Below are 24,896 nucleotides of genomic sequence, written 5' to 3'. Positions count from 1 at the left end.
TCAATTTCCCTCGCTTACTGGGCGCGCGGGCGGATCGTCATCTTCGGAGCCGAGCGCGGCGAGCGCCTCGGACGAGAATTGCCGCCGCCACATCACGACGAGCACGCCGCCGGTCGTGATGATGAGCGCATAGGGATTGATGAACCAACCGAGATAGGCCAGCGCGAAGAAAATGGCCCGCTGGCCGCGATTGAAATGGCGGGCGGCCGCGATACTCATGAGCGCTGCCCGGCGCGCAGCGGCCTGGGCCTGCGGTTCGTCCTTGTCGATCGCCATCGGCGTCGCGCCGATCAGGATCGCCGAATAGTTGAACAGCCTGTAGGACCAGGCGAATTTGAAGAAAGTATAGCCGAAGATGACGACGAGCCCGACGACCTTGGCCTCCCAGGCGACACGCGAGACAGGCACTCCGAGCGGCAGGTCGCTCAAGAGGGTCAGAGCTTCCTCGCCGGACCGCAGCAGCGCCAGCGCGCCGCCGAGCGCAATGATCGAGCTCGAAGCAAAAAAGGCCGCGCCGTTCTGCAACGTGCCCATGATCGCCGTATCGATCATGCGCAGATCGCGGTTGAGCATCTGATGCATCCAGGCATGCCTTGCCCGATGCATCCGGCTGTTGAGTCCCCGCCCCGCGAAGCGCGATTCCTCCACCGCGAAGCGGTAGCCGAGCCATGCCGTGATGAAGAAGGCGAGCCCCACATAATCGGCCACGGTCAATGGTCGATCTCCCCGGCTGTTCCCTGCCCGGATGGGCCATACACCCGTCGAACGAAGACTGCCACAATCCTCCGGTGAGCGCCCGCCGAATTCCGGCTGCGTCAGGCGGCCACGACTTTGCGCATGGGCCTGCGGTACTGGGCGAGATCCTCGACGGTTTCGGGCATGCCGCGCTGGCTGCGCAGGATGAAGGTCAGCAAGGTCTCGTCGACCTGGGCCGCCTCGCGCACGATCTCATGGGCGAGGCGCAGCGCCGTCTGGGTCGGCCCGCCGCCGGCTCCGAGCGACACCACCAGCCAATGCGCATCCTCGCCGCGCACGATGCCGCTCGGCCGTTCGCCCCAGACCACGTAATCGACGATGAGCGCCGTCATGACGTCGCTCCATGCCCGGGACTTCGGTGCCACGATCCGATCCACCGCGATAAGCGCATCAGCCTCTGCGCGGGTGGCAATGCCGTCCGTGAGGATGTCGCGCTCCAGGCGCTGCACGTCCTCGTCGGAGATGCTGTTGTGGTCGAGTGCCCTGTCGACGAACTCGCGAAGCTTTTTGTTGATCATCGGTCGACGCCTCCGCAGCTTTGATTTTTTGCCGCTTGATTGCCTTTGATGCGTCAACCTTCGTGCAAGCCTCCTAGCCAAGACGTTAATGGGAAAGTGTGACCGGATTTTCAGGTTAAGCGATGCTGATCACGCGTGGTTGATCATTCCTTGTCATTCCTCGCGCCACCGCACGAAACCGACGCTTTTCGTATCGGCTGTCCGCAACGCTTGCGCTATTCTGGTGCGGGCCGATCCCGATCGGCGCGGTGGGAATTGCGGCAGTCATCCAACAGGAGAAGAACCATGGCCCATGCGCTCCAGGGCTCGCGGACCGGCAAGGATGCTGCCCTGCAACGGGCCGAGCGGCTGCTCGAGACCATTCCCCTCGTCGACGGTCACAACGACCTTCCCTGGCTCATTCGCATCGACCGCACAGCGCGCGGCGACGTCGCCGCCTATGATCTCACGCGCCATCACCAGGGCACCGACACGGACATCCCCAGGCTCATCGCCGGCCGGGTAAGCGCCCAGTTCTGGGCCGCCTTCCTGCCGACCTCCGTGCCGCATCCGGCTCGCGCGGCACTGGAGCAGATCGATCTCATCCGCCGCATGAACGAGCTTCACCCGGACGTCTTCCTGCCGGCGACGCGGGCAAGCGACATCGTCAAGGCGAAGCGCCTGGGCAAGATCGCCTCCTTCATGACGGTGGAGAGCGGGGTCGGCCTGGAGAACAGCTTGGCGCCCCTGCGCATCTGGTATGCGGCAGGCGTGCGCCTGATGACCCTCTGCCACAACGAGACGCTGGACTGGGTCGATTCGGCGACCGACGCGCCGCGCCACGGCGGCCTCACCGCCTTTGGGCGCGCTGTGGTTCGCGAGCTCAACCGCCTCGGCATCGTCGTCGACTGCGCCCATGTCTCGGCCGATGTCATGCACCAGGTGCTCGACGTCTCGACCGCGCCGATCGTCTTCTCCCATTCCAACGCGCGTGCGCTCTGCGACCATCCGCGCAATGTGCCGGATGACGTTCTCACACGCGTCAAGGCCAACGGCGGGCTCGTCATGGCGACCTTCGTGCCGGATTTCATCAGCCAGGCAGCGCGGGACTGGACGCGGCCCTTCAAGGACGAATTCGGCAAGACGCTGCCGGGCGTCGATATGGCGGCTGTGCGATCGCGCGCCCGCGACATCGGCCCCCAGCCGCGTGCCACCCTGGAGCAACTCGCCGATCACATCGTCTATATCGCCGACAAGGTCGGTCCGGCCCATGTCGGCATCGGTTCCGACTTCTTCGGCGGCCCTGTGCCCGACGGCCTCGAAGACGTGAGCCGCTTCCCGCATCTGCTCGCCGAGATGATCCGCCGCGGCTGGTCTGACGAGGCGGTCGCCGGGCTTGCCGGCGGCAATTTCCTGCGGGTTTTCCGGGCCGTCGAGCGGGAGAGCAAACGCTTGCGCGAGACCGAGAAGCCGGCGATCGGCACGACCAGCGACCACGACGGCTGACGCAAGGCTGGTCCGGCTATGATCGACGTCGCCATGTCGCCCGGGGCGAACCGGGCAGCCGTCTGCCTCACGCCGGATGCGCGCTATTTCCGCGTCGCGGTTTTCGTCGCGCAAGCGCTGCTCGCCCAGGAGCCGGAGGGGCAGTTCGACATCCTGATCCTCTGCGAGGGCAAAGACGTGGCCGCGGGCTATGGTGATCTACCGGCGGGCCTGCGGGCGCAGATCACCCTCTTGCCATGGGCCGAGGCGGGAGCGACTTGTGGTCTTCCCCTCGGCCGCCATATCACTCCCGCCGCCTATCGCCGGCTCTTCCTGCCGGCTGTCCTGCCGGAGCGCTACGAACGCATTCTCTATCTCGACTCCGATGTGGCCGTCGTTCGCCCCGGCATGGCCGACGTTCTGCAGGTGCCGCTCGGCGACAAGCCCCTTGCGGCGGCGATCGACATGATCTTCCTGAAGGATTTCGAGAACGGCCCGCTGACGGCAGAATTTCGCGCCTATCGAGCCGGCCTGGGGCTTCCCGTCGATACGCCCTATTTCAACTCCGGCGTTCTTCTCATCGATCGGGCGAATTGGCAGCGCCGGGATGTGACCGGAAAGGCGCTCGCCTATCTGAGAGAGAATGCGGACCGCTGCCTGTTCCACGACCAGAGCGCGCTCAATGCCGTTCTGCGCGATGACTGGCTGGCGCTGTCGCCGCGCTACAATTTCATGGGCGACTTTCTGCGGCTCGATGTCGAGACGGCCCTCGCACCGGTCGTGCTGCACTTCGTCAATCACCCAAAGCCCTGGCATTTCGACGCGTGGCAGGGCGAGCGGCGTTTCGCGGAGATCTACCGCGCGTTCTTGGCCGCCACGCCTTGGGCAACCGAGGCCAAGCCCGCCCTGGAAGCGACAGGCGGCCTCGCGCTGCCGCTGACGCCGGAATTCGCGCGCTTCCGCAAGCGGCTCCTGGCCTTTCTCGCGAGCCAGACATTTATCGATTGCCCCGGCGGACGCCTCCGGCTTCCTTCAGCCGCCGAGCCGGCTGGAAAAGCGCAGCTCAGCTTGCGTCCTGCGCGAGCCTGATGGCAGTTGCGGCCGCCGCGAAATCCCGCCAGCGCGCCTGACGACGCGCGGTCGCCTCGGCATCCTCGCCCCAGAACTCGATCTGCACGTCCTCGTCCACATGGGCCGCGGTCCAGGCGTCTTCGGGGGTGAGGCGTCCGTCCGCGACCGCCAGCGCGAGCAGGACGGAGCCCGTCAACGTCGTCATGATGTGAAGCGCAGCCAAGGCAAAGGGCGAGGAATAGCCGGCGATCCTCTGCCGGATCGCCTCCACCGCGGGCTCCGGCTGCTCGACGAAGATCACTCCCTCGGCCAGGATAAAGCGGGCGCCGAGCGCCTCCTGCGCCCAGCCGAGCACCGGATCCCAGAGCGTGTTCTGGCGGGCGACGAGCTTGTCCGGATGACCCGCGCGATAACAGAGGAGGTCGGAAGCGGCATATTTGGCGACCTCGCCCGACACGGCCGCGACCGCCTCGCCCACGCCGTCGAGCGCTGTGTTGGCGAGCCGGGTCAGCGGCATCCGCGCGGGATCGATCGCCCCCTCCTGAGCGCTCCACTCGCCGGCGACGGCCTCCGCCAAAGCCCGGGTCGGCACCACGAGAGGCTTGCGCCCCGGCGTGCGCGCGCTGCGCCCGTCGAGCATGATCGCAAAGCCCTCGGGATGAGCCTCAACCGTCACCGTCTTATAGAAGCGCTTCGGAAGTTCGGTGTTCATCTCACCTCGAGCCGGTCTGCGGCACTACTTGCCGTGTTTGGCGAGCCAGGACTGCATGAAGGCGATCTCCTTCTCCTGAGCCGCAATGATCTCCTGCGCCAGCTTCTTGATCTCCGGGTCCTTGCCATGGGCAAGCACGACCTTGGCCATGTCCACGGCCGCCCGATGATGCGGCATCATCTGCCGCACGAAATCCACGTCGGCATCCCCCGTGAAGGGGATGTTCATGGCGCGATGCATCGCCTCGTTCGCCGCCTTGTAGCCTTCGGTCGATGCCGAGGAGGTCTGCGCCGACCCCATCGGCATGCTGTGGTTGGAGTGAGGCGTCTGCTGTTGCGAGAGGGCTTGTTCGCCGAAGGGGGCGATTGCCACGAGGGAAGCCAGAACCGCAAGCACCACGTATTTCATATCAGGATGCTCCTTCAACCGTCCAATGGTCGAAACGCTTGAGGCTTCCCTCGTGGCAAGGTCAAGAACCCGCCGAGCTGACGGTCGTTCCAGCCTCACTCCTCCGGCGCTTCGACGATCGGATCATAAAGGCTGGTATCGAAACCGAGCAGGTTCCAGGTCTGCTGCATATGCGGCGGCAACGGCGCGGTCACGTCGATCGGCTTACCCGTGCGGGGATGGGGGATCACGATGCGGCGGGCGAGCAGATGCAGCTTCTTCTGGATGCCGCCCGGCAGTTCCCAATTCTCGATCTCGAAATATTTGGGATCGCCGACGATGGGATGCCCCATATGGGCGGCATGCGCGCGCAACTGGTGAGTCCGGCCGGTGACCGGCTTCAGCGACAGCCAGGCGAGCTTCTGGGCCATCGTGTCGACCACGGCGTAATAGGTCACCGCGTGGCTCGCCCCCTCTTCACCGTGGCGCGCAACGCGCATGCGGGCGTCCCCGTCCATCACCTCTTCCTTGGCGAGATAGGTCGAGATCCGCCCTTGCTTGACGCGTGGCACGCCGGCGACGAGCGCCCAATAGATCTTGCGCGCCGCCCGCGAACGGAAGGTCTTGGCCAGCGTTGCCGCAGCAATGCGCGTCTTCGCGACGACGAGGCAGCCGGCCGTATCCTTATCGAGGCGATGAACGAGCCGCGGCTTCTGGCCATCCGCATCGCGCAGCGCTTCGAGCAGACCGTCCACATGGCGCGTCGTACCGGAGCCGCCCTGTACCGCAAGCCCCATCGGCTTGTTCAGCACCATCACGTCCTTGTCCTCATAGAGCGTGATGGACTTGAGAAAGGCGCTGTCCTCCTGATCGCGGCCCGCCGCGCGCACCGGCGCCTTGCGTTCCTCCAGTTTCAGGGGTGGCACGCGGATGGCCTGACCAGCGGCGAGCCGATCATTCGGCTTGGCGCGTTTGCCATCGATGCGCAGTTCTCCCTTGCGAACGATGCGCTGGATATGGGTGAAGGCGAGTTGCGGAAAGCGGGCCACGAGAAAGCGGTCGAGGCGCATGTCCGCCTCGTCCGGGGTAACGGTGAGCGTCTGCACACCGCTGGTCAGTGTCTCGGTCGCTGCATCCTTCTGCTGCCGCTTCGATGGCTTGGGCTCTGCAGCCGATGCAACGCGCGGCGATTTGCCCACCGGAGCCGCCCGCTTGGCTGCCGCATGGGGCGCCGCAGTTTTCGGCGGCACGCGATCGCCTCGTTCGGATGCGCGAGACCCGGACGGCGATGCAGCCCTCGCGGGCCCCTTGGTCATCGACCGCGCAGCGGTCTGCTCCGACCCGGCACGCTTGCCGCCAGCCGGCCGGCTGGTTCTGCCCGTCCCTGTGCGGCCGCGACCGGTCCGCCGATGTTCATCACTCATGCAAAACTTCTCACGACGGCGAGCCCAGCCGCGAGCGCCAGCACGGAGGCGACCACGGATCCGACCATATAGCCGAATGCGGCCCCCACGTCTCCCCGCTCCCAGAGCAGCACCGCATCGAGCGAGAAGGTGGAGAACGTGGTGTAGCCACCGAGCACCCCCGTTGCCAGGAAGAGGCGCAGGCCTTGCGTCCAGTTCACCCCGGACTTGAAGGTCAGCCAACCCGCCACGAGGCCCATCATCAAAGAGCCCGTTACATTGATCGCGAAGATGCCCCAGGGCCAATCGGTCCCTAAGAGGCGCCCGACGCCGATATTGACGAAATGGCGCAGGCATCCCCCAAGGCCTGCACCCAGGAAGACGAAAATGGCAGCTTGCATGGAATGGACACTGGTTCGCAGCGGCAAAGCCATCGTTTATCCCGTCTCGACCGCTGCCGCCAGTGCGGCACGGAAACGCTCCCTACGAGGCCATGCGCGGGCGCTGCATCGAAGCGCCGTGCCGGGCGTGCTTGAGATCAGCTCCCTTTATGGAGCTATCCATGGACATTCGACCTGTTCTTGCCACCCTGCTTTTTCTCACCGCCTGCGCCGGGCGTGAAGCCCACCCGGTCGCCGTGACCAAGATCACCGATTCTGCGCTCGACTGCATGAGCATCGCCCGCGAATTCGAGGCGAACGAGGCGAGAATCATCGCGACCGTCCGCGAGCGCGACGGCCAGAACATGAAGAACGCGGCACTCGCAGCCGGCGCCGTCATCTTCCTGCCCACACTCTTCTTCATGGATCTGAAGGGCCCCGAACGCATCGAGCTGCAGGCGCTCAGGGGGCGCAACCAGGTGCTGATGCAGCTCGGCGCCCATAAGAAGTGCCACATGCCGGCGCCGCGCGTGCAGGGCTTGTACGACAACAGCGCCCTGTAACCCGGAAGACGTGATCAGCCCTGCCGTTCCTGCCGGAGCTTTTCCCACCATTCCAGCCGCTTACGGATCTCGCGCTCGAAGCCACGCTCGACGGGGGCGTACACACGCTGCCTGCCGAGCGCCTCCGGCCAATAGTCCTGGCCGGAGAACGCATCCGGCTCGTCGTGATCATAGGCATAGCCTGAGCCGTAGCCTTCGCCCTTCATGAAACGTGTCGGGGCGTTCAGGATGACCTTCGGCGGCATCAGCGATCCCGCCTCCTTGGCGATCTTCTTGGCCGCGCTGAAGGCCTTGTAGACGGCGTTCGACTTCGGCGCCGTCGCCAGATAGACGACGGCCTCCGCCAGCGCGAGTTCCCCCTCCGGCGATCCCAGGAAGTCGTAAGCGTCCTTCGCGGCATTGGCGACGACGAGCGCCTGCGGATCGGCGAGCCCGATATCTTCCACCGCCATCCGCACGATCCGGCGGGCGAGGAAGAGCGGATCCTCCCCGGCATCGAGCATGCGCGCGAGGTAATAGAGTGCGGCATCTGGATCCGACCCGCGCACCGTCTTATGCAAGGCAGAGATGAGATTGTAGTGGCCTTCCTGCGCCTTGTCGTAGATGGGCGCGCGCCGCTGCACGATCTCCTGTAGCGCGGCCGCATCGAAGACCTCGCCCTCCCCCGCCGCACGCCAGACTTCCTCCGCGAGCGTCAGCGCCGCCCGGCCGTCGCCGTCGGCCATGCGGACGAGGACGGCCCGGGCCTCGTCATCGAGCGGAAGAGGTTTTCCTTCGATAGCCTCAGCTCTTGCGAGGAGTTTTTGAATCGCTTCCTCATCGAGCGCGCGAAAGGTCATGACGCGCGCGCGCGAGAGCAGTGCCGCATTGAGCTCGAAGGATGGGTTCTCCGTCGTCGCGCCGACCAGCGTGATGGTGCCGTCTTCCATCACCGGCAGGAAGGCGTCGAGCTGGGCGCGGTTGAAGCGATGGATCTCGTCCACGAAGAGCAGCGTGCCCTGCCCTATGGCGCGCCGCCCGCGCGCCACGTCGAAAGCTTTCTTGAGATCGCCGACACCGGAAAAGATCGCCGACATCGGCTCGAAGACGAGGTCCGTCTCGTTGGCGAGCAGCCGCGCGACCGTGGTCTTGCCGGTACCGGGCGGGCCCCAGAACACCAAGCTGCCGATGGTACCCGAACGCAGCAGCCGCGTGAGCGCGCCCTCAGGGCCGACGAGGTGATCCTGGCCGACAACCTCGCTCAGCCGCCGCGGCCGGAGCCTGTCGGCGAGCGGCCGCGGTGCGGATTTGTCGAGACCGGCGGAAGCGAAGAGATCGGGCATGAGATGTTTTCGCTCCCCGCCGGCCGGACGGCAAGAGCCACCAAGCGCTCAACCGCCGAACATGGTGGTGACGACCTGCCCTTTACGGTCGAGCGTGATCTGCCAATAGCCGGCGCGATTGCGCATCGCTCGGTCGAGATCCCGTGTCGTCTCGACCTTGCGACCATTGACCGCCAGAATGACGTCGCCGGGCTGGAAGCCGAGCCGGCTGGCCGGTGAATCGTCCGGCACCTCTTGCAGAGCCACGCCCTGTTCAGCCCCCTGGATCGACATCTCCTCGGCAACGGCCGGCGACAGATTGACGACGGTGGCGCCGCCGAGCGGCGAATTGGCGGCGATCTTCACCGGATCGCGGGGCGGCTGTTCCGGCGCCACCGCAAGTTCGATCGGCACCTCAACCCGCTGACCACCGCGGAGCACGGTCAGTCGCGCCGTGGCGCCGAGCGGCCGCGTCGCGAAGCGATAGCCGAAGCTGTCGGGATCATCGATCGGCTGCCCATCCATCGCGATGACGACATCGCCCGGCTTGAGCCCGGCAGTGCGCGCGGGGCTTCCAGCCACTGTCGAGACCACCAGCGCGCCGGTCGGGCGCTCGAGGCCCAAGCTCTCGGCGATCTCGGACGAGACCGTCTGCAGCTTGGCGCCGAGCCAGGGCCGCCGGACGGACTTGCCGCCGGTCTTTGCCGATCCCAGGACGACCCGCACCATAGCCGCAGGAATGGCAAAACCGATCCCCATGCTGCCGCCCGAGCGCGAAAAGATGGCCGTGTTGATGCCCACCACCCGGCCGCTGGTATCGACCAGCGGTCCGCCGGAGTTGCCCGGATTGATGGCGGCGTCGGTCTGGATGAAGGATTGATAATCGCTGATCCCGACCTGGGTGCGTGCAAGCGCCGAGACGATGCCCTGCGTGACCGTCTGCCCGACACCGAAGGGATTGCCGATGGCGATCACGAAGTCGCCGACCTCCATGGCGTCATCGCCGCCCAACTCGGCGGTAGGAAAGGCGCCGTTGCCTTTGATGCGCAGCACCGCCAGATCGCTGCGCGGATCGCGCAGCACGATCTCGGCCTCGAACTCGCGCTTGTCGGCGAGCGCGACGCGCACCTCCGTCATGTTCGCGATGACATGGTTGTTGGTGACCACGAGACCAGCCGGATCGACGATCACGCCCGAGCCGAGCGAGCGTTGCACCCGTTCCTGCGGAACCCCGAAGCCCTCGCCGAAGAAGCGCCGGAACATCGGATCCGCGAAGAAAGGGCTTTGGCGCTGTGTCTCGACCCGCGTGCCGTAGACATTGACGACAGCCGGCGCCACCCGCTTCACCACAGGAGCGAGCGAGAGCTGAACCTGGGCGCGCGAGGCCGGAACTTCCCGTGTCTGTGCATGCAGGCCCGAGTTGCTCGCAAGCATCATCAGGACGGCAAAGGTCGGGGTGAGACGGGGCAGAACGATTGCTTTCAGCATTGCGGGCTCCGCTATCTGCCGCAGATATAGGACAGGGCCAGCAGCAAGCAAATCGTCGGCGTGTTCCCCGCGGCAATTGCTCCGCCGAGGCGAGCCCATGAAAAAGGGCGGCCGAAGCCGCCCTGCGATCTCGCGATGCACTGCCGCCTGCCGCTCAGGCGGCCGCGTCGCTCTCGACCACTTCATCCTTCTGCGTCGGGCCCGAATCCAGGCCCTTGGCATCGACGTCGCGATCGACGAATTCGATGACCGCCATGGCCGCACCATCGCCGTGGCGGAAGCCCGCCTTCAGCACCCGGGTATAGCCACCGGCACGATCCTTGTAGCGTGGGCCGAGCACGTCGAAGAGCTTCTTCACCAGCGTGACATCACGCACCGCGGCGATCGCCTGCCGGCGCGCGTGCAGGTCGCCGCGCTTGCCGAGCGTTACGAGCTTCTCGACGACAGGACGCAGATCCTTCGCCTTCGGCAGCGTCGTCACGATCTGCTCATGCTTGATGAGCGCCGCCGACATATTCATGAACATCGCCTTGCGATGCTCGGACGAGCGGTTGAACCGCCGATGGGCAAAACCGTGACGCATTGGCTCTCTCCTTGCTTAGACGGCCGCCGTGCCACGGTACGGCCGCTGCTGGTGCCCGGACGCCGCATAAGCGCCGGCAGCTTTCTCAGATGGACCGCAGCCGAAGCTGGCGGTCCAATGGGTCAGTAATGCTCCTCGAAGCGCTTGGCGAGCTCTTCGATATTGTCCGGCGGCCAGCCGGTCACTTCCATGCCGAGATGGAGGCCCATGGACGCGAGAACTTCCTTGATCTCGTTGAGCGACTTGCGGCCGAAATTCGGCGTGCGCAGCATCTCGGCTTCCGTCTTCTGGATGAGGTCGCCGATATAAACGATGTTGTCGTTCTTCAGGCAGTTCGCCGAGCGGACGGACAACTCCAGCTCGTCCACCTTCTTGAGGAGAGCGGGATTGAACGGCAGCTGCGGCGTCGAGATCGACGTCTCTTCCCGGCGCGGCTCCTCGAAATTGACGAAGACCGCGAGTTGGTCCTGCAGAATGCGCGCGGCATAGGCTACGGCATCCTCGGCCGACACCGCACCATTGGTCTCGACCGTCAGCGTCAGCTTGTCGTAATCGAGGATCTGGCCCTCACGGGTGTTCTCGACCCGATAGGAGACCTTCTTGACCGGGCTATAGAGCGCATCGACGGCGATAAGGCCGATCGGCGCATCTTCCGGGCGGTTCCGCTCGGCCGGGACGTAGCCCTTGCCGGTATCCACCGTGAATTCCATGCGGATTTCCGCGCCCTCGTCGAGGGTGCAGAGCACGAGATCGGGATTGAGGATCTGCACATCGCCGACGGTCGCGATGTCGCCGGCGAAGACCGGGCCGGGGCCCTGCTTACGCAGTGTCATCCGCTTCGGGCCTTCGCTCTGCATCTTGATGGCGACCATCTTGATGTTGAGCACGATGTCCGTCACGTCCTCGCGCACACCGGCGATCGAGGAGAACTCGTGGAGAACGCCGTCGATATGCACCGCCGAGACGGCAGCCCCCTGCAGCGACGACAGGAGAATACGACGCAGGGCATTGCCGAGGGTCAGGCCGAAGCCGCGCTCGAGCGGCTCGGCGACGATCGTCGCAATCCGCTTGGGATCGTCACCGGGGGTGACGTCAAGCTTGTTCGGCTTGATCAATTCTTGCCAGTTTTTCTGGATCACGACCGCACCTCATGCCAGTCTTGCGGAGAACGGTGCCGTCCATCGGGCCCCGTTCTATCAAATTTATCATTGCGGCGGCTCTCGGCCGCCCGACGCATTCGGCGAGCCATCCGGCATCGCCATATCTGCGTCACTTCAACGGATATCGGGCATGTCCCTCCAAAGGCCCAAGAGGCCCGAAGGGACAGGCCCGACGGCCGTCAGACGCGCCGACGCTTGCGCGGACGGCAGCCGTTGTGCGGGATCGGCGTCACATCGCGGATCGACGTCACGGTGAAGCCGACCGACTGCAGCGCCCGAAGCGCCGACTCACGGCCCGATCCGGGACCGGACACCTCGACCTCGAGCATGCGCATGCCGTGTTCGGAAGCCTTGCGTGCCGCATCCTCGGCCGCCACCTGCGCCGCATAGGGCGTCGACTTGCGCGAGCCCTTGAAGCCCATCGAACCGGCCGAAGACCACGAAATCGTGTTGCCCTGGGCGTCGGTGATGGTGATCATGGTGTTGTTGAACGAGGCGATCACATGCGCGACGCCGGACACGATATTCTTGCGTTCGCGGCGGCGGACGCGGGCGACTTCTCTTGCCATCTTCTCTTATTTCCTATCCTTCAAGCGCGCCCGTCATGCCAGGCGCTCGGGATTGCCTTGGGCAGTAGCTGATAGGCACCGGTAATCGGAGCGAATCCGACTCCCACTGCCCCTGCCGTTACCTCTTCTTGCCAGCGATCGGCTTGGCCTTGCCCTTACGCGTGCGGGCGTTGGTATGCGTGCGCTGGCCACGGACCGGGAGGCTGCGCCGATGGCGCAAACCGCGGTAGCAGCCGAGGTCCATCAGGCGCTTGATATTCATGGAGACATCGCGGCGAAGATCGCCTTCGACCGCATAGTCGCGGTCGATTGTCTCACGAATCTGCAGCACTTCCTGGTCCGTCAGCTGATTGACGCGTCGGTCGGACGGGATAGCGACCTTCTCGCAGATCTCCTGCGCCTTCCGCGACCCGATGCCATGGATATACTGAAGCGCGATAACGACGCGCTTGTTCGTCGGAATGTTGACGCCTGCGATACGGGCCACGTTCCTGTCTCCTCAACCCTTGTCCTGCGAAGCCTCGGCTTCGTGTCATTCGATCCATGCCGCCCCGGCCTAGCCGGAGATTAGTTTGCGAACGGCCCATACGACAACACCGGCCGGTGCCCTGTTCCAGGATACCGGCACGGTCACGGACTATCGTCGGCAGAGTCCCGTATTTAGGGGTTCGCGCAACTTTCGTCAACCTCTTGCCCGCACCAGCCGATCACGCACCGATAGCGGTGCGGATCGCCTCCGTCACCTCGTCGATCGGCGCCATGCCGTCCACCGACCGCAACTGCCCCTTGCGGCTGTAGTAGTCCACGAGCGGTGCCGTCTGCTGCCGGTAAGCCTCGACCCGTGTACGGAAGACCTCCGGATTGTCGTCCCGCCGCACGGGTTCGCCGCGTTCTTCGGTTTCCTTGGCGCGTCGGACGATCCGGTCGACCAGAATGTTCTCGTCGACCCTGAACTCGATGACGGCATCGAGCTGGATGAACTTTTCCGCCAGCATGCGGTCAAGCGCTTCCGCCTGCCCCACCGTGCGCGGGAAGCCGTCGAGAATAAAACCCTTGCGGGCGTCCGGTTCCTCGATGCGGGCCGCGACGATGGCCACGACCACCTCGTCGGGTACGAGCGAGCCCCGGTCCATGATTTCCTTGGCTTGGAGGCCGACGGGCGTGCGAGCCTCGACTGCCGCGCGCAGCATGTCGCCGGTCGACAGCTGCGGAATGCCGAGACGCTCCACCAGTCGAGCCGCCTGCGTTCCTTTTCCCGCGCCGGGCGGCCCGAGCAGTATCAGCCTCATCTGCGCCTCGCCCCTTTCAGTTTCGACTTCTTGATGAGCCCCTCATACTGATGGGCCAGGAGATGTCCGTGGACCTGCGCCACGGTATCCATCGTCACACTGACCACGATCAACAGCGAGGTACCACCGAAATAAAAGGGAAGAGAGGCGTAGGAGATCAGAATCTCGGGGATCAGGCAGATGAGCGCGAGATAGGCCGCACCGATCACCGTCACCCGCGTCAGGACGTAGTCGATATATTCGGCCGTGCGCTCGCCCGGACGGATGCCGGGAATGAAGCCGCCGTGCTTCTTGAGGTTGTCGGCCGTCTCGGTCGGGTTGAAGACGATCGCTGTGTAGAAAAAGGCGAAGAACACGATCAGCGCGACATAAAGGACCATATAGAGCGGTCGTCCATGCGCCAGATAGGTCGCGATCGTCGACAGGATGCCCGTGCCTCCCGCATCCGGAGTGGCCTGGGAGAAGCTTGCGATTGTCGTCGGCAGAAGCAGAAGCGACGAGGCGAAGATCGGGGGAATGACACCGGACGTGTTGAGCTTCAGCGGCAGGAACGAGCTCTGCCCTTCGTACAAGCGGTTGCCGACCTGGCGCTTCGGATAATTGATCAGCAGCCGGCGCTGCGCGCGCTCCACATAGACGATGACCGCAATAACGGCGATCGCCATGACGATGACGCCCAGGATCACGGCCGTCGAAATCGCACCCTGACGGCCGAGTTCGAGCGTGCCGGCGATGGCCCGCGGCAGTTCCGCGACGATACCGGCGAAGATGATCAGCGACGTACCATTGCCGATGCCGCGCGACGTGATCTGCTCGCCGACCCACATCAGAAACATGGTGCCGCCGGTCAGCGTGATCACCGTCGAGATCCGAAAGAACATCCCGGGATCAGCCACGACATTGCCCGACCCTTCGAGGCCGACCGAAATGCCGTAGGCCTGGAAAATCGCGAGCACGACCGTGAGATAGCGCGTGTACTGGTTGATGACCTTGCGGCCCTGCTCGCCCTCCTTCTTCAAGGCTTCGAGCGAAGGCAGCACGCTGGTCAGAAGCTGAACGATGATCGATGCCGAGATATACGGCATGATGTTGAGCGAGAAGATCGCCAGACGGCTGACCGCCCCACCCGAAAACATGTTGAACAGCCCGAGAACGCCGCCTTGCGTCTGCCGAAAGATCTCGGCCACCGCCTCGGGGTTGATGCCGGGCAGCGGGATGTAGGTCCCTAGCCGATAGACGAGAAGCGCACCCAGCGTGAACCAGATGCGCTTCTTGAGTTCCTCGGCCTTGGCCAGGGCTCCGAAGTTGAGATTTGCTGCAAGCTGTTCGGCTGCCGACGCCATCGATCACCAATCCCGCAAATGCTTAGTGGCGGCGCCGAGACCCTTCGGTCCGACTCCGCCACAGGCTGAAATGGGGCTTCCCTTACTCGCCCGCAGGGGCTGCGCCGATAATTTTTACCGAGCCGCCCGCCTTCTCGATCGCCGCGACGGCCGATTTCGACGCGCCGGCCACCTCGAAAGTAAGCCCGGCCTTGAGTTCGCCCTGCCCGAGGATCTTCACACCGTCGCGCGCCTTCGAGACGACACCCGCCGCGATGAGCGCCTCTGCGGTAACGGGACCCGAAGCGTCGAGCTTGCCCGCATCCACAGCCGCCTGCACGCGCCCGATATTGACCTCGTTGAGATCGCGCGAGAAGGGGTTCCAGAAGCCACGCTTCGGCAGTCGCCGATGCAACGGCATCTGGCCGCCCTCGAAGCCCTTGATGCTGACGCCCGTGCGGGACTTCTGCCCCTTCACGCCGCGTCCAGCTGTCTTGCCCTTGCCGGAACCGATGCCGCGGCCAACGCGCATGCGTGCCTTGGTCGCCCCGGGATTATCTCTGATATCCGTGAGTTTCATGGGACGCCCTCCTCACCGCGCTGTCGGCGTGTCGTCGACGACGCGCACCAGGTGCTTGACCTTGGCGATCATGCCGCGAACGGCCGGCGTGTCTTCGAGCACCGAACGACGGTGAAGTTTGTTGAGACCAAGACCGATCAGAGTAGCGCGCTGCGCCGCCACACGGCGGATCGGGCTGCCGATCTGTTCGACCGTCACGGTCGCCTTCGTCGAGGATTGAGCCATCGGTTCACCTCCCCTTACGCTTCAGCGCCGGCCGCATCGCTTTCGGCGTCGCGGCGGCGGGACTGAAGGGCGGAGACCTTGAGGCCACGGCGGGCAGCAACCGAGCGCGGGCTGTCCTCGTGCTTCAGGGCATCGATCGTCGCGCGCACCAGATTGTACGGGTTGGACGAACCGAGCGACTTGGCGACGACATCGTGCATGCCGAGCGTCTCGAAGACAGCACGCATCGGGCCACCGGCGATGATGCCGGTACCGGCAGGCGCTGCCCGCAGGATGACCTTGCCCGCCCCCCAACGGCCAGCGACATCATGATGCAGGGTGCGGCCTTCCTTCAAGGGAACACGCACGAGCGCGCGCTTGGCGGCTTCCGTCGCTTTGCGGATCGCCTCCGGCACTTCGCGCGCCTTCCCGTGCCCGAAGCCGACACGCCCCTTCTGGTCGCCCACGACGACCAGCGCGGCAAAGCCGAACCGGCGGCCGCCCTTGACCACCTTGGCCACACGATTGATATGCACCAGCCGATCGACGAATTCGCTGTCGCGGTCGTCGCGATCACGCTGCTGCTGACGTTCTCTCGCCATCCTTCATCTCCACTTTCGCAGGGCGGCGGCCCCGCTCGCTTCGATCGCCACCTAATCCGCCGCTTGGTAACAACCTGTCATGTCACCCCCGGCATAGGCCGAATGTGACCGACGAGGCAAGCCTCGCTCAGAAGTTCAGCCCGCCTTCACGCGCCGCATCGGCCAAAGCCTTGACCCGGCCGTGATAGATGAAGGCGCCGCGGTCGAAGACCACATCCTTCACCCCGGCCGCAATGGCACGCTCGGCAATCAGTTTGCCGATCGCCACCGCAGCGTCCGTATTCGCGCCGGTCTTCAGGCTCTCGCGCATCGCCTTCTCGAGCGTCGAAGCCGCCGCGAGTGTGCGGCCCTCCGCGTCGTCGATGATCTGCGCATAGATCTGCTTCGACGAGCGATGCACCGACAGACGTGGACGGCCGTTCGCCGCCTCCCGCAGGGCTCGCCGGACGCGTGCCTTCCGGCGATCCGTGGATCCGAGTTTCTCCGCCATCGTCCGACCCTTACTTCTTCTTGCCTTCCTTGCGGAAGATGAACTCGTCAGCGTATTTCACGCCCTTGCCCTTGTAGGGCTCGGGACCGCGAAACCTGCGGATCTCGGCAGCTGCCTGACCGACCTTCTGCTTGTCGATGCCGGTCACGACGACTTCCGTCGGACGCGGCGTCGTGATCGTCAGCCCCGCCGGGATCTCATAGTCGACGTCATGGCTGTAGCCGAGCGACAGCTTGAGCACCTTGCCGGCAACCGCGGCCTTGTAGCCGACGCCGCTGATCTCGAGCTTCTTCTCGAAGCCCTTCGACACACCCGTTACGAGATTCTCGACTTGGCTGCGCGACATACCCCAAAGCGCACGGGCGCGTTTGGTCTCGTCGCGCGGATCGACCTTGATCTCGCCGTTGTCCAAGGCAACCGAAACGTTATCCGGAACAACAAAGGACAACTCGCCCTTCGCGCCCTTGATCTTCACCGTCTGCCCCTCGACCGCCGCGGTGACGCCAGCGGGGACGGGAACGGGCTTTTTACCGATACGAGACATGCTGGTCTCCCGTGGTTCTCGTCCGTGCCGCGCGATCAGAAGATCTTGCAGAGCACTTCGCCGCCCACGTTACTCTCTCTGGCCTGATGGTCGGCCATTACCCCGCGAGGGGTGGAGAGAATGGTGATGCCAAGTCCATCCGCGACACGCGGCATGGTGTCGACGGAGGCATAGACGCGACGGCCGGGCTTCGATACGCGCTGGATCGAGCGGATGACCGGAGTGCCGTCGAAATATTTGAGCTCGATTTCGAACTCCGTGCGTCCGTTGCCGTATTCCGTGGTCGTATAGCCGCGGATGTAACCCTCTTGCTGCAGCACATCGAGAACACGTGCACGCAGCTTTGAACCCGGGGTTCCCACCTTGCCGCGCCGCCTCATCTGGGCATTGCGGATACGTGTGAGCATATCGCCCAGCGGATCATTGATGGACATCGCCGATCCTCCTTACCAGCTCGACTTGACGAGACCGGGGACGAGCCCCTGCGATCCGAGCTCACGCAGCGCGATACGCGACATCTTGAGCTTGCGGTAGAACGCGCGCGGACGCCCCGTGACCTCGCACCGATTGCGGATGCGCGTCGGATTGGAGTTGCGCGGCAGCGCGGCGAGCTTCAGCCGTGCCTCGAAGCGCTCTTCCACGCTTTTCGACTCGTCATTGGCAATCGTCTTCAGCCGCAGGCGCCTGCCCGCATACTGCTTGGCAAGCCGCTCGCGCCGCTTGTTCTTCTCGATTGAACTTTTCTTAGCCATGTATGTCTCCGGTGTCCGCGTCTGAGAGAATTCTCACTGCCGGAACGGGAAGTCGAAGTGCTTGAGGAGCGCACGCGCTTCCTCATCGGTCTTGGCCGTGGTGCAGACGATGACGTCCATGCCCCAGATAGCCTCGACCCGATCATAGTTGATCTCGGGGAACACGATATGTTCCTTGATCCCCAGAGCATAATTGCCGCGCCCGTCGAACGACTTCGGGTTCAGCCCGCGGAAGTCGCGCACGCGCGGCAAGGCGATCGTGACGAGCCGGTCGAGGAACTCGTACATGCGATCCTTGCGCAGCGTCACCTTGGCGCCGATCGGCATCTGCTCGCGCACCTTGAAGGTGGCGATCGCCTTGCGAGCCCGGGTGACGACCGGCCTCTGACCGGCGATCAACGCCAGATCCGCAGCCGCGACAGTCGCCTTCTTCGAGTCGTTGACGGCCTCGCCCACGCCCATATTGAGGACGACCTTCTCGATGGCCGGAACCTGCATGGGGTTCTTGTAGCCGAACTCCTCGACGAGTTTCGGCCGCACGACCTCATCATAATGCTTCCTCAGGCGCGGCAGATAACCTGCGCCGAGATCTTGAGCCGCCTCAGCCATCGATCATTTCTCCCGAACGCTTGGCAACACGCACCTTGCGCCCGTCATCCAACACCTTGAAGCCGACGCGGGTCGGCTTGCCGTCCTTCGGATCAGCCACCGCGATATTCGACAGATGCAGCGGTGCTTCCTTCGAAATGATGCCACCTTCGGCATTCGCGGTCTGGCGCTGGTGACGCTTCACGAGATTGACGCCGCGCACCAAGGCCCGCTCTTCCTTCGGCAGGACCTGGACCACCTCGCCCGACTTGCCCTTGTCGCGGCCGGTGAGAACGACGACCTTGTCGCCCTTCTTGATCTTCGCGGCCATCACAACACCTCCGGCGCGAGCGAGATGATCTTCATGTGATTGCGGGCGCGCAGCTCGCGCGGCACCGGCCCGAAGATACGCGTGCCGACCGGCTCCTTCTGGTTGTTGATCAGCACGGCCGCATTGCGGTCGAAGCGGATCACCGAACCATCGGCGCGGCGAATGTCCTTGGCGGTGCGAACGACGACCGCCTTCATGACGTCGCCCTTCTTCACGCGGCCGCGTGGAATAGCTTCCTTCACCGACACCACGATGATGTCGCCGACACCCGCATATTTGCGCTTCGAGCCACCGAGCACCTTGATGCACATTACCCGCCGGGCGCCGGAATTGTCGGCGACGTCGAGATTCGTCTGCATCTGGATCATGGCAACGATCCTTTCTCTGTCTCAGGTCGGTTTCCGGCTCCTGCCGGACTACGACTGACGGGGATCTGTGGTCCCCCTGCCTCTATGACGCCTCAGGACGCGGTCGCGCTCTCGAGCACGACCCACGTCTTGAGTTTGGAGATCGGACGAGTCTCCTCGATCCACACCGAATCGCCGACCTTGAACTTATTGCCCTCGTCATGGGCATGGTAGTTCTTGGTCCGACGAACCGTCTTCTTGAGAAGCGGGTGGGTGAACCGGCGCTCGACCTTCACGACGACCGTCTTGTCCTGCTTGTCGCTGACAACGACGCCCTGCAATACACGTTTCGGCACGGAGGCCTCCTCAAACCTGGCGTGCTTCAGTCAGCTTGCGCTGCTGAAGCGTCCGCACACGAGCGATCTCGCGGCGCACCACCCTGACCCGGCTCGTATTCTCGAGCTGGCCCGTGGCGCGCTGGAAGCGCAGGTTGAACTGCTCCTTTTTCAGCTTCAGGAGTTCGTCCTGCAGCTGATCCGGCGACATCGCGACGAGGTCGGACAAACGTTGTTTCGTCTTCATTATAGGCCTCACTCGGCAATGCGCTGAATGAACCGCGTCTTGATCGGCAGCTTGGCTGCGCCGAGCCGCAGTGCCTCGCGCGCGATCTCTTCCGAGACGCCGTCGAGCTCGAACATGATCCGCCCGGGATGGACGCGGGCCGCCCAATATTCGGGAGCACCCTTGCCCTTACCCATACGGACCTCGGTCGGCTTGTCCGTCACCGGAACATCCGGGAAGATCCTGATCCACACGCGGCCCTGACGCTTCATCTGACGCGTGATGGCGCGCCGGGCGGCCTCGATCTGCCGCGCCGTCACCCGCTCGGGTTCCAGCGCCTTCAGACCGAACTGACCGAAATCGAGATTCGTGCCGCCCTTGGCCGTTCCGTGGATCCGGCCTTTGAACTGCTTACGAAATTTCGTCTTCTTGGGCTGCAGCATCGTCTGCCTCCTGAAGCGGCTTTACGCCGCAGCCTCTCTGCGGCCATGGCTGCGCTGGCCGGCGCCTTCCTCAGCCATGCGCTTGTCCTGGGCCATCGGATCATGTTCGAGGATCTCGCCCTTAAAGATCCACACCTTGATCCCGCACGTGCCATAGGTCGTGAAGGCGGTGGCCGTACCGTAATCCACGTCCGCGCGCAAGGTGTGCAGCGGCACGCGGCCTTCGCGATACCACTCCATTCGCGCGATCTCGGCGCCGCCCAGGCGTCCCGAGCAGTTGATACGGATGCCTTCCGCGCCGAGCCGCATGGCCGACTGAACGGCCCGCTTCATGGCGCGGCGAAACGCCACGCGACGCTCGAGCTGCTGGGCGATCGATTCCGCGACGAGCTTGGCATCGACTTCCGGCTTGCGCACTTCGATGATGTTGATCGCAACATCGGCGTCGGTCATCTTGCCGACCGTCTTGCGCAGCTTGTCGATGTCGGCGCCCTTTTTGCCGATCACCACACCCGGACGCGCCGAATAGATCGTCACCCGGCACTTCTTGTGCGGACGCTCGATGACGATTTTCGAAACCGCGGCCTGCTTCAGCTGCTTCATGAGAGCGCGGCGGATCGCCATGTCCTCGTGCAGCAGCTTGCCGTATTCGATCTTGCCGGCGAACCAGCGCGAATCCCAGGTCCGGTTGATGCCGAGTCTGAGGCCGATCGGATTGACCTTCTGTCCCATCGTATCCTCCTCAGGCCCCGCGGCCGGTTTCCTGCGCCACTTCGCGAACCACGATGGTCAGGTTCGAAAAGGGCTTCTCGATGCGCACGCCCCGTCCACGGGCACGGGCATGAAAGCGCTTCATGACCAATCCCTTGCCGACAAAGGCTTCGGCAACGACGAGATCGTCCACGTCGAGCTCGTGGTTGTTCTCGGCATTGGCGATGGCGCTCTCCAGCGTCTTCTTGACGTCGATGGAGATGCGCTTGCGGCTGAACTCCAGATCCGCCAAGGCGGTCGAGACCTTCTTGCCGCGGATGAGCGCCGCCACGAGATTGAGCTTCTGCGGGCTCACCCGCAGATTGCGCGCCACGGCCTTCGCCTCGTTATCCTTCAGCGCGCGAGGATTTGCTGGCTTGCCCATCGCCTACCTCCTCTTCGCCTTCTTGTCGGCGGCGTGGCCATGGAAGGTCCGCGTCGGCGCAAATTCACCGAACTTGTGACCCACCATCTCCTCGCTGACGAAGACGGGAATGTGCTTCTGTCCATTATGGACGCCGAAAGTCAGGCCCACGAACTGCGGCAGGATCGTGGAGCGACGGCTCCAGATCTTGATCACTTCGGAGCGCGCCGAAGCACGTGCCGCCTCGGCCTTCTTGAGGAGGTAGCCGTCGAAAAACGGACCCTTCCAGATCGAACGTGCCATCGCCCGCCCCTTATCTCTTCTTCCGCTGGTGACGCGACGTCACGATGAAGTCGTCCGTCCGCTTGTTCGAACGTGTCTTCTTGCCCTTGGTCGGCTTACCCCACGGCGTCACCGGATGACGACCGCCGGAGGTGCGTCCCTCACCACCACCATGCGGATGGTCGATCGGGTTCATTGTCACACCGCGGTTATGCGGCCGACGACCGAGCCAGCGCGAACGCCCGGCCTTGCCGACGGATGTGTTCATGTGGTCGGGGTTCGACACCGCACCGACCGTCGCAAAGCACTGACCGTGAACCAGCCGCTGCTCGCCCGAATTGAGCCGCAGGATGACATAGCCCTGGTCGCGCCCGACGATCTGCGCATAGGTGCCAGCCGAGCGCGCCAGCGCGCCACCCTTGCCGATCTTGAGCTCGACATTGTGCACGATCGTGCCAACCGGGATATTGCCGACCGGCATTGCATTGCCCGGCTTGATATCGACCTGGCTACCCGCGATCACGGCGTCGCCGACCGCAAGCCGCTGCGGCGCCAGGATATAGGCCAGCCCGCCGTCGTCGTACTTCACCAGCGCGATGAAGGCGGTGCGGTTCGGATCATATTCGATCCGCTCGACCTTGCCCGGCTGCTCCAGCCGCTCACGGCGCTTGAAGTCGACGAGACGGTAGGTGCGCTTGTGGCCACCGCCACGGAACCGCACGGTCACGCGGCCCGTGTTGTTACGGCCGCCCGCCGACGACTTGCCTTCGGTCAACGCCTTGACCGGCTTGCCCTTGTAGAGCTCGGAGCGGTCGACGATCACCAGCTGTCGCTGGCTCGGCGTCACCGGTTTGAAGGATTTCAAAGCCATAGGTTCAGTCCTTCACCAGCCCTTAAAGGCCCGTCGTCACATCGACGCTGTGACCCTCTGCGAGGGTGACAATCGCCTTCTTCACATCCGAGCGCTGGCCAAGCGTGTTGCGGAAGCGCTTCACCTTGCCCTTGGTCACGAGTGTGTTGACGCTCACGACCTTCACGTCGAACAATTTCTCAACCGCCGCCTTGATCTGCGGCTTGGTCGCCTTGGGCGACACCTTGAACACCACCTTGTTGTGCTCCGACAGCGTCGTCGCCTTTTCGGTGATGACCGGCCCGAGGATCACATCGTAATGCCGCGGATCGAGCGTCTTGGAAGCCTGGCTCATTTGAAGCGCGCCTCCAGCGCATCGACGGCGGCCTTGGTCAGAACGAGGGTCTCACGCCGCAGAATGTCATACACATTGATGCCCTGAACCGGCAGGACATCGATATTCGGAATGTTGCGCGCGGCGAGCCGGAAATTCGCCTCAACCTCCGCCCCATCGATCACCAGGGCATTTGCGAGCCCCAGCTTGCCGAGGCTCACCTTCAAGGCCTTCGTCTTCGGCTCGGCGACACTCGCCTTGTCGAGCACGACGATGGCGCCGTCCTTGGCCTTGGCCGAAAGAGCGTGGCGCAACGCAAGCGCCCTCACCTTCTTCGGCAGGTCATGGGCATGGTCGCGCACCACCGGGCCGAAAGCCTTGCCGCCGCCGCGAAACTGCGGCGCACGAGCAGCGCCGTGGCGCGCATTACCCGTGCCCTTCTGGCGATAGAGCTTCTTGCCGGTGCGGTTGATCTCCGACCGGCCGAGCGACTTGTGCGTTCCCGCCTGGCGCTTGGCAAGCTGCCATCGCACATAGCGGTGGATGAGGTCGGCCCGCGGCTCCAGGCCGAAGATCGTCTCGTCGAGATCGATCGCGCCGGCCGTCGCACCGTCGAGCGTGGTCACGTCGAGTTTCATCACCCGTTCTCCTGCCCTTCGGCGGTTGGGGCAGCCTCAGCCGGAGCGGCCGCAGACTTCGGCTCGCGGAACTTGCCCGGAAGCGGAGCTTCCTTCGGCAACTGCCGCTTCACCGCGTCGCGCACCAGGATCCACCCGCCGGATACGCCCGGCACGGCGCCCTCGACCAGGATCAGCCCGCGCTCGACATCCGTCTGGACGATGCGCAGGTTCTGCGTGGTCACGCGCTCGACACCGAGATGCCCCGGCATCTTCTTGTTCTTGAACGTCTTGCCCGGATCCTGACGGCCGCCGGTCGAACCGATCGAGCGGTGCGAGATCGACACGCCATGGCTCGCGCGCAGGCCGCCGAAATTCCAGCGCTTCATGCCGCCCGCGAAGCCCTTGCCCGTAGACGTGCCCGTCACATCGACGAACTGGCCGGGAACGAAGTGATCGACCGTGATCTCGGCCCCGATCGGGATCATGTGATCGGGGTCGACGCGGAACTCCGCGAGCTTCTTCTTCGGCTCGACACTGGCGACGGCAAAGCGACCACGCTCGGCCTTCGAGACGTTCTTGACCTTGGCCTTGCCCGTGCCGACCTGCAGCGCGGTGTAGCCATTTGTATCCACGGTGCGGTGGGCGACGACCTGGCAGCTGTCGACCTTCAGAACCGTTACCGGGACATGTTCACCCGCGTCCGTGAAGACACGTGTCATCCCGACCTTCTGTGCGATGACGCCTGAGCGCATGAGCGTATCCTCTAAGGCGTTCCGTTACCTGACCTGCCCAAGGGCGAGGTCAGAGCTTGATTTCCACTTCCACGCCCGAGGCGAGGTCGAGCTTCATGAGCGCATCGACCGTCTGCGGGGTGGGCTCGACGATGTCGAGAACGCGCTTGTGAGTGCGCATCTCGAACTGCTCGCGCGACTTCTTGTCGATGTGCGGCGAGCGGTTCACCGTGAATTTCTCGATACGCGTCGGCAACGGAATAGGCCCCCGTACCTGCGCCCCGGTCCGCTTGGCCGTCGACACGATCTCCCGCGCCGAAGCGTCGAGGGCGTCGTGATCGAACGCCTGCAGGCGGATACGGATATTCTGGTTGGTCATGACTTACGCCCTCGGGCCTGAAATGGTCGCCCGGGAGCGCCATGGCTCCCGGGATAGATGTCAGCTTTATTCGATGATCGAGGCGACGACGCCGGCGCCGACGGTGCGCCCGCCCTCGCGGATGGCGAAGCGCAGCTTCTCTTCCATCGCGATCGGCACGATCAGCGTCACCTCCATG

General features: G+C 64.4%; 38 protein-coding genes and 1 pseudogene. 3 read left to right on the top strand and 36 right to left on the bottom strand.

Annotated elements, in window-relative coordinates; genetic code table 11:
* A complete protein-coding gene (locus tag ACFQU1_RS16285) occupies positions 1 to 714 on the bottom strand; it encodes a DUF599 domain-containing protein (RefSeq protein WP_378134479.1) in 714 nt (237 codons plus the stop codon).
* 101 nt (positions 715 to 815) lie between these two features.
* Positions 816 to 1,274 carry a hypothetical protein gene (locus tag ACFQU1_RS16280; protein WP_378134477.1) on the bottom strand — a complete coding sequence of 153 codons (459 nt, stop codon included), beginning with the start codon at positions 1,272 to 1,274 and terminating at the stop codon, positions 816 to 818.
* A 285-nt stretch (positions 1,275 to 1,559) separates the two neighbouring features.
* Between ACFQU1_RS16280 and ACFQU1_RS16275 the strand changes: the two genes are divergently transcribed.
* The gene (locus ACFQU1_RS16275; RefSeq protein ID WP_378134475.1) at positions 1,560 to 2,759 is read left to right on the top strand and encodes a dipeptidase; all 1,200 of its coding nucleotides are present in this window, start codon (positions 1,560 to 1,562) and stop codon (positions 2,757 to 2,759) included.
* 18 nt (positions 2,760 to 2,777) lie between these two features.
* A complete protein-coding gene (locus ACFQU1_RS16270) occupies positions 2,778 to 3,827 on the top strand; it encodes a glycosyltransferase family 8 protein (RefSeq protein ID WP_378134473.1) in 1,050 nt (349 codons plus the stop codon).
* Here the strand turns inward: ACFQU1_RS16270 and ACFQU1_RS16265 are convergent.
* From ACFQU1_RS16265 to crcB, 4 genes are all read right to left on the bottom strand, one after another.
* Positions 3,802 to 4,521, bottom strand: coding sequence for an ATP12 family chaperone protein (locus tag ACFQU1_RS16265; RefSeq protein ID WP_378134471.1), 720 nt, complete (start codon positions 4,519 to 4,521; stop codon positions 3,802 to 3,804). The two genes, ACFQU1_RS16270 and ACFQU1_RS16265, sit on opposite strands and share 26 nt — an antisense overlap.
* 24 nt (positions 4,522 to 4,545) lie before the next feature.
* Complete coding sequence (locus tag ACFQU1_RS16260) at positions 4,546 to 4,929, bottom strand: DUF305 domain-containing protein (RefSeq protein ID WP_378134469.1); 384 nt, start codon at positions 4,927 to 4,929, stop codon at positions 4,546 to 4,548.
* A gap of 95 nt (positions 4,930 to 5,024) precedes the next feature.
* Complete coding sequence (locus ACFQU1_RS16255; protein ID WP_378134467.1) at positions 5,025 to 6,332, bottom strand: RluA family pseudouridine synthase; 1,308 nt, start codon at positions 6,330 to 6,332, stop codon at positions 5,025 to 5,027.
* Positions 6,329 to 6,745 (bottom strand): fluoride efflux transporter CrcB, encoded by a 417-nt coding sequence (crcB, locus tag ACFQU1_RS16250; protein WP_378134465.1) that lies wholly within the window; start codon positions 6,743 to 6,745, stop codon positions 6,329 to 6,331. The genes ACFQU1_RS16255 and crcB overlap by 4 nt, the downstream gene beginning before the upstream one ends.
* 128 nt (positions 6,746 to 6,873) lie before the next feature.
* Here crcB and ACFQU1_RS16245 point away from each other — a divergent pair, with 128 nt between their 5' ends.
* The gene (locus tag ACFQU1_RS16245; RefSeq protein WP_378134463.1) at positions 6,874 to 7,254 is read left to right on the top strand and encodes a hypothetical protein; all 381 of its coding nucleotides are present in this window, start codon (positions 6,874 to 6,876) and stop codon (positions 7,252 to 7,254) included.
* 14 nt (positions 7,255 to 7,268) lie between these two features.
* Here ACFQU1_RS16245 and ACFQU1_RS16240 read toward each other — a convergent pair whose 3' ends face one another.
* The 30 genes and pseudogenes from ACFQU1_RS16240 to ACFQU1_RS16095 form a co-directional block, all read right to left on the bottom strand.
* The gene (locus tag ACFQU1_RS16240) at positions 7,269 to 8,576 is read right to left on the bottom strand and encodes a replication-associated recombination protein A (protein WP_378134461.1); all 1,308 of its coding nucleotides are present in this window, start codon (positions 8,574 to 8,576) and stop codon (positions 7,269 to 7,271) included.
* Positions 8,577 to 8,624: 48 nt separating this feature from the next.
* A complete protein-coding gene (locus tag ACFQU1_RS16235; protein WP_378134459.1) occupies positions 8,625 to 10,043 on the bottom strand; it encodes a DegQ family serine endoprotease in 1,419 nt (472 codons plus the stop codon).
* 154 nt (positions 10,044 to 10,197) lie between these two features.
* Complete coding sequence (gene rplQ, locus ACFQU1_RS16230; protein ID WP_378134457.1) at positions 10,198 to 10,626, bottom strand: 50S ribosomal protein L17; 429 nt, start codon at positions 10,624 to 10,626, stop codon at positions 10,198 to 10,200.
* A 122-nt stretch (positions 10,627 to 10,748) separates the two neighbouring features.
* Positions 10,749 to 11,765: a DNA-directed RNA polymerase subunit alpha gene (locus ACFQU1_RS16225; protein WP_378134455.1), complete on the bottom strand. Its 1,017-nt coding sequence runs from the start codon at positions 11,763 to 11,765 to the stop codon at positions 10,749 to 10,751.
* 200 nt (positions 11,766 to 11,965) lie between these two features.
* Positions 11,966 to 12,355: a 30S ribosomal protein S11 gene (gene rpsK / locus ACFQU1_RS16220; RefSeq protein WP_110375492.1), complete on the bottom strand. Its 390-nt coding sequence runs from the start codon at positions 12,353 to 12,355 to the stop codon at positions 11,966 to 11,968.
* Positions 12,356 to 12,473: 118 nt separating this feature from the next.
* Positions 12,474 to 12,842, bottom strand: a complete 369-nt coding sequence (gene rpsM / locus ACFQU1_RS16215) for a 30S ribosomal protein S13 (RefSeq protein ID WP_378134453.1) — start codon at positions 12,840 to 12,842, stop codon at positions 12,474 to 12,476.
* 220 nt (positions 12,843 to 13,062) lie between these two features.
* Positions 13,063 to 13,644, bottom strand: coding sequence for an adenylate kinase (locus ACFQU1_RS16210; RefSeq protein ID WP_378134451.1), 582 nt, complete (start codon positions 13,642 to 13,644; stop codon positions 13,063 to 13,065).
* A complete protein-coding gene (secY, locus tag ACFQU1_RS16205) occupies positions 13,641 to 14,987 on the bottom strand; it encodes a preprotein translocase subunit SecY (RefSeq protein WP_378134448.1) in 1,347 nt (448 codons plus the stop codon). The genes ACFQU1_RS16210 and secY overlap by 4 nt, the downstream gene beginning before the upstream one ends.
* Before the next feature lie 82 nt (positions 14,988 to 15,069).
* Complete coding sequence (rplO, locus tag ACFQU1_RS16200; protein WP_378134446.1) at positions 15,070 to 15,546, bottom strand: 50S ribosomal protein L15; 477 nt, start codon at positions 15,544 to 15,546, stop codon at positions 15,070 to 15,072.
* A gap of 12 nt (positions 15,547 to 15,558) precedes the next feature.
* Positions 15,559 to 15,771 carry a 50S ribosomal protein L30 gene (gene rpmD / locus ACFQU1_RS16195; protein ID WP_378134444.1) on the bottom strand — a complete coding sequence of 71 codons (213 nt, stop codon included), beginning with the start codon at positions 15,769 to 15,771 and terminating at the stop codon, positions 15,559 to 15,561.
* Between the two features lie 14 nt (positions 15,772 to 15,785).
* Positions 15,786 to 16,352: a 30S ribosomal protein S5 gene (rpsE, locus tag ACFQU1_RS16190; RefSeq protein WP_378134442.1), complete on the bottom strand. Its 567-nt coding sequence runs from the start codon at positions 16,350 to 16,352 to the stop codon at positions 15,786 to 15,788.
* A gap of 127 nt (positions 16,353 to 16,479) precedes the next feature.
* Entirely contained in the window at positions 16,480 to 16,842 is a 363-nt protein-coding gene (rplR, locus tag ACFQU1_RS16185) for a 50S ribosomal protein L18 (RefSeq protein ID WP_378134440.1), read from the bottom strand.
* A gap of 10 nt (positions 16,843 to 16,852) precedes the next feature.
* Positions 16,853 to 17,386, bottom strand: a complete 534-nt coding sequence (gene rplF, locus ACFQU1_RS16180; RefSeq protein ID WP_378134439.1) for a 50S ribosomal protein L6 — start codon at positions 17,384 to 17,386, stop codon at positions 16,853 to 16,855.
* Positions 17,387 to 17,421: 35 nt separating this feature from the next.
* On the bottom strand, positions 17,422 to 17,820 hold the full coding sequence (gene rpsH, locus ACFQU1_RS16175; protein ID WP_378134438.1) for a 30S ribosomal protein S8: 399 nt from the start codon (positions 17,818 to 17,820) through the stop codon (positions 17,422 to 17,424).
* 12 nt (positions 17,821 to 17,832) lie between these two features.
* Positions 17,833 to 18,138 carry a 30S ribosomal protein S14 gene (gene rpsN / locus ACFQU1_RS16170; protein ID WP_378134437.1) on the bottom strand — a complete coding sequence of 102 codons (306 nt, stop codon included), beginning with the start codon at positions 18,136 to 18,138 and terminating at the stop codon, positions 17,833 to 17,835.
* A gap of 33 nt (positions 18,139 to 18,171) precedes the next feature.
* Positions 18,172 to 18,747, bottom strand: a complete 576-nt coding sequence (gene rplE / locus ACFQU1_RS16165) for a 50S ribosomal protein L5 (protein WP_378134435.1) — start codon at positions 18,745 to 18,747, stop codon at positions 18,172 to 18,174.
* Positions 18,740 to 19,057 (bottom strand): 50S ribosomal protein L24, encoded by a 318-nt coding sequence (gene rplX, locus ACFQU1_RS16160; RefSeq protein WP_378134433.1) that lies wholly within the window; start codon positions 19,055 to 19,057, stop codon positions 18,740 to 18,742. The genes rplE and rplX overlap by 8 nt, the downstream gene beginning before the upstream one ends.
* Positions 19,057 to 19,425: a 50S ribosomal protein L14 gene (gene rplN / locus ACFQU1_RS16155; RefSeq protein ID WP_378134431.1), complete on the bottom strand. Its 369-nt coding sequence runs from the start codon at positions 19,423 to 19,425 to the stop codon at positions 19,057 to 19,059. The genes rplX and rplN overlap by 1 nt, the downstream gene beginning before the upstream one ends.
* Before the next feature lie 92 nt (positions 19,426 to 19,517).
* Positions 19,518 to 19,760, bottom strand: coding sequence for a 30S ribosomal protein S17 (rpsQ, locus tag ACFQU1_RS16150; protein WP_378134429.1), 243 nt, complete (start codon positions 19,758 to 19,760; stop codon positions 19,518 to 19,520).
* A 10-nt stretch (positions 19,761 to 19,770) separates the two neighbouring features.
* Positions 19,771 to 19,986, bottom strand: a complete 216-nt coding sequence (gene rpmC, locus ACFQU1_RS16145) for a 50S ribosomal protein L29 (RefSeq protein ID WP_378134427.1) — start codon at positions 19,984 to 19,986, stop codon at positions 19,771 to 19,773.
* An 8-nt stretch (positions 19,987 to 19,994) separates the two neighbouring features.
* Positions 19,995 to 20,408 carry a 50S ribosomal protein L16 gene (gene rplP / locus ACFQU1_RS16140; RefSeq protein WP_378134425.1) on the bottom strand — a complete coding sequence of 138 codons (414 nt, stop codon included), beginning with the start codon at positions 20,406 to 20,408 and terminating at the stop codon, positions 19,995 to 19,997.
* A gap of 21 nt (positions 20,409 to 20,429) precedes the next feature.
* A complete protein-coding gene (rpsC, locus tag ACFQU1_RS16135) occupies positions 20,430 to 21,140 on the bottom strand; it encodes a 30S ribosomal protein S3 (protein WP_378134422.1) in 711 nt (236 codons plus the stop codon).
* A 10-nt stretch (positions 21,141 to 21,150) separates the two neighbouring features.
* Positions 21,151 to 21,543 carry a 50S ribosomal protein L22 gene (gene rplV / locus ACFQU1_RS16130; protein WP_378134420.1) on the bottom strand — a complete coding sequence of 131 codons (393 nt, stop codon included), beginning with the start codon at positions 21,541 to 21,543 and terminating at the stop codon, positions 21,151 to 21,153.
* 3 nt (positions 21,544 to 21,546) lie between these two features.
* On the bottom strand, positions 21,547 to 21,825 hold the full coding sequence (gene rpsS / locus ACFQU1_RS16125; protein ID WP_378134418.1) for a 30S ribosomal protein S19: 279 nt from the start codon (positions 21,823 to 21,825) through the stop codon (positions 21,547 to 21,549).
* 10 nt (positions 21,826 to 21,835) lie between these two features.
* Positions 21,836 to 22,675 carry a 50S ribosomal protein L2 gene (gene rplB / locus ACFQU1_RS16120; protein WP_378134416.1) on the bottom strand — a complete coding sequence of 280 codons (840 nt, stop codon included), beginning with the start codon at positions 22,673 to 22,675 and terminating at the stop codon, positions 21,836 to 21,838.
* Positions 22,676 to 22,697: 22 nt separating this feature from the next.
* Complete coding sequence (locus tag ACFQU1_RS16115) at positions 22,698 to 23,009, bottom strand: 50S ribosomal protein L23 (RefSeq protein WP_378134414.1); 312 nt, start codon at positions 23,007 to 23,009, stop codon at positions 22,698 to 22,700.
* Complete coding sequence (gene rplD / locus ACFQU1_RS16110) at positions 23,006 to 23,626, bottom strand: 50S ribosomal protein L4 (protein ID WP_378134412.1); 621 nt, start codon at positions 23,624 to 23,626, stop codon at positions 23,006 to 23,008. Before rplD ends, ACFQU1_RS16115 begins: the two co-directional genes overlap by 4 nt.
* Complete coding sequence (gene rplC, locus ACFQU1_RS16105) at positions 23,626 to 24,360, bottom strand: 50S ribosomal protein L3 (RefSeq protein ID WP_378134410.1); 735 nt, start codon at positions 24,358 to 24,360, stop codon at positions 23,626 to 23,628. The genes rplD and rplC overlap by 1 nt, the downstream gene beginning before the upstream one ends.
* Before the next feature lie 49 nt (positions 24,361 to 24,409).
* Positions 24,410 to 24,718: a 30S ribosomal protein S10 gene (rpsJ, locus tag ACFQU1_RS16100; protein ID WP_110375515.1), complete on the bottom strand. Its 309-nt coding sequence runs from the start codon at positions 24,716 to 24,718 to the stop codon at positions 24,410 to 24,412.
* Positions 24,719 to 24,784: 66 nt separating this feature from the next.
* A pseudogene (locus ACFQU1_RS16095) lies at positions 24,785 to 24,896 on the bottom strand (elongation factor Tu); the annotation flags it as partial.

Origin of the sequence: Chelatococcus sp. GCM10030263, assembly GCF_042666455.1 — a bacterium.
In the GTDB taxonomy this organism is placed as follows: Bacteria; Pseudomonadota; Alphaproteobacteria; order Rhizobiales; family Beijerinckiaceae; genus Chelatococcus.
The sequence above is the reverse complement of the archived record's forward strand: the minus strand, read 5'-3'. Positions and strand labels throughout refer to the sequence as shown.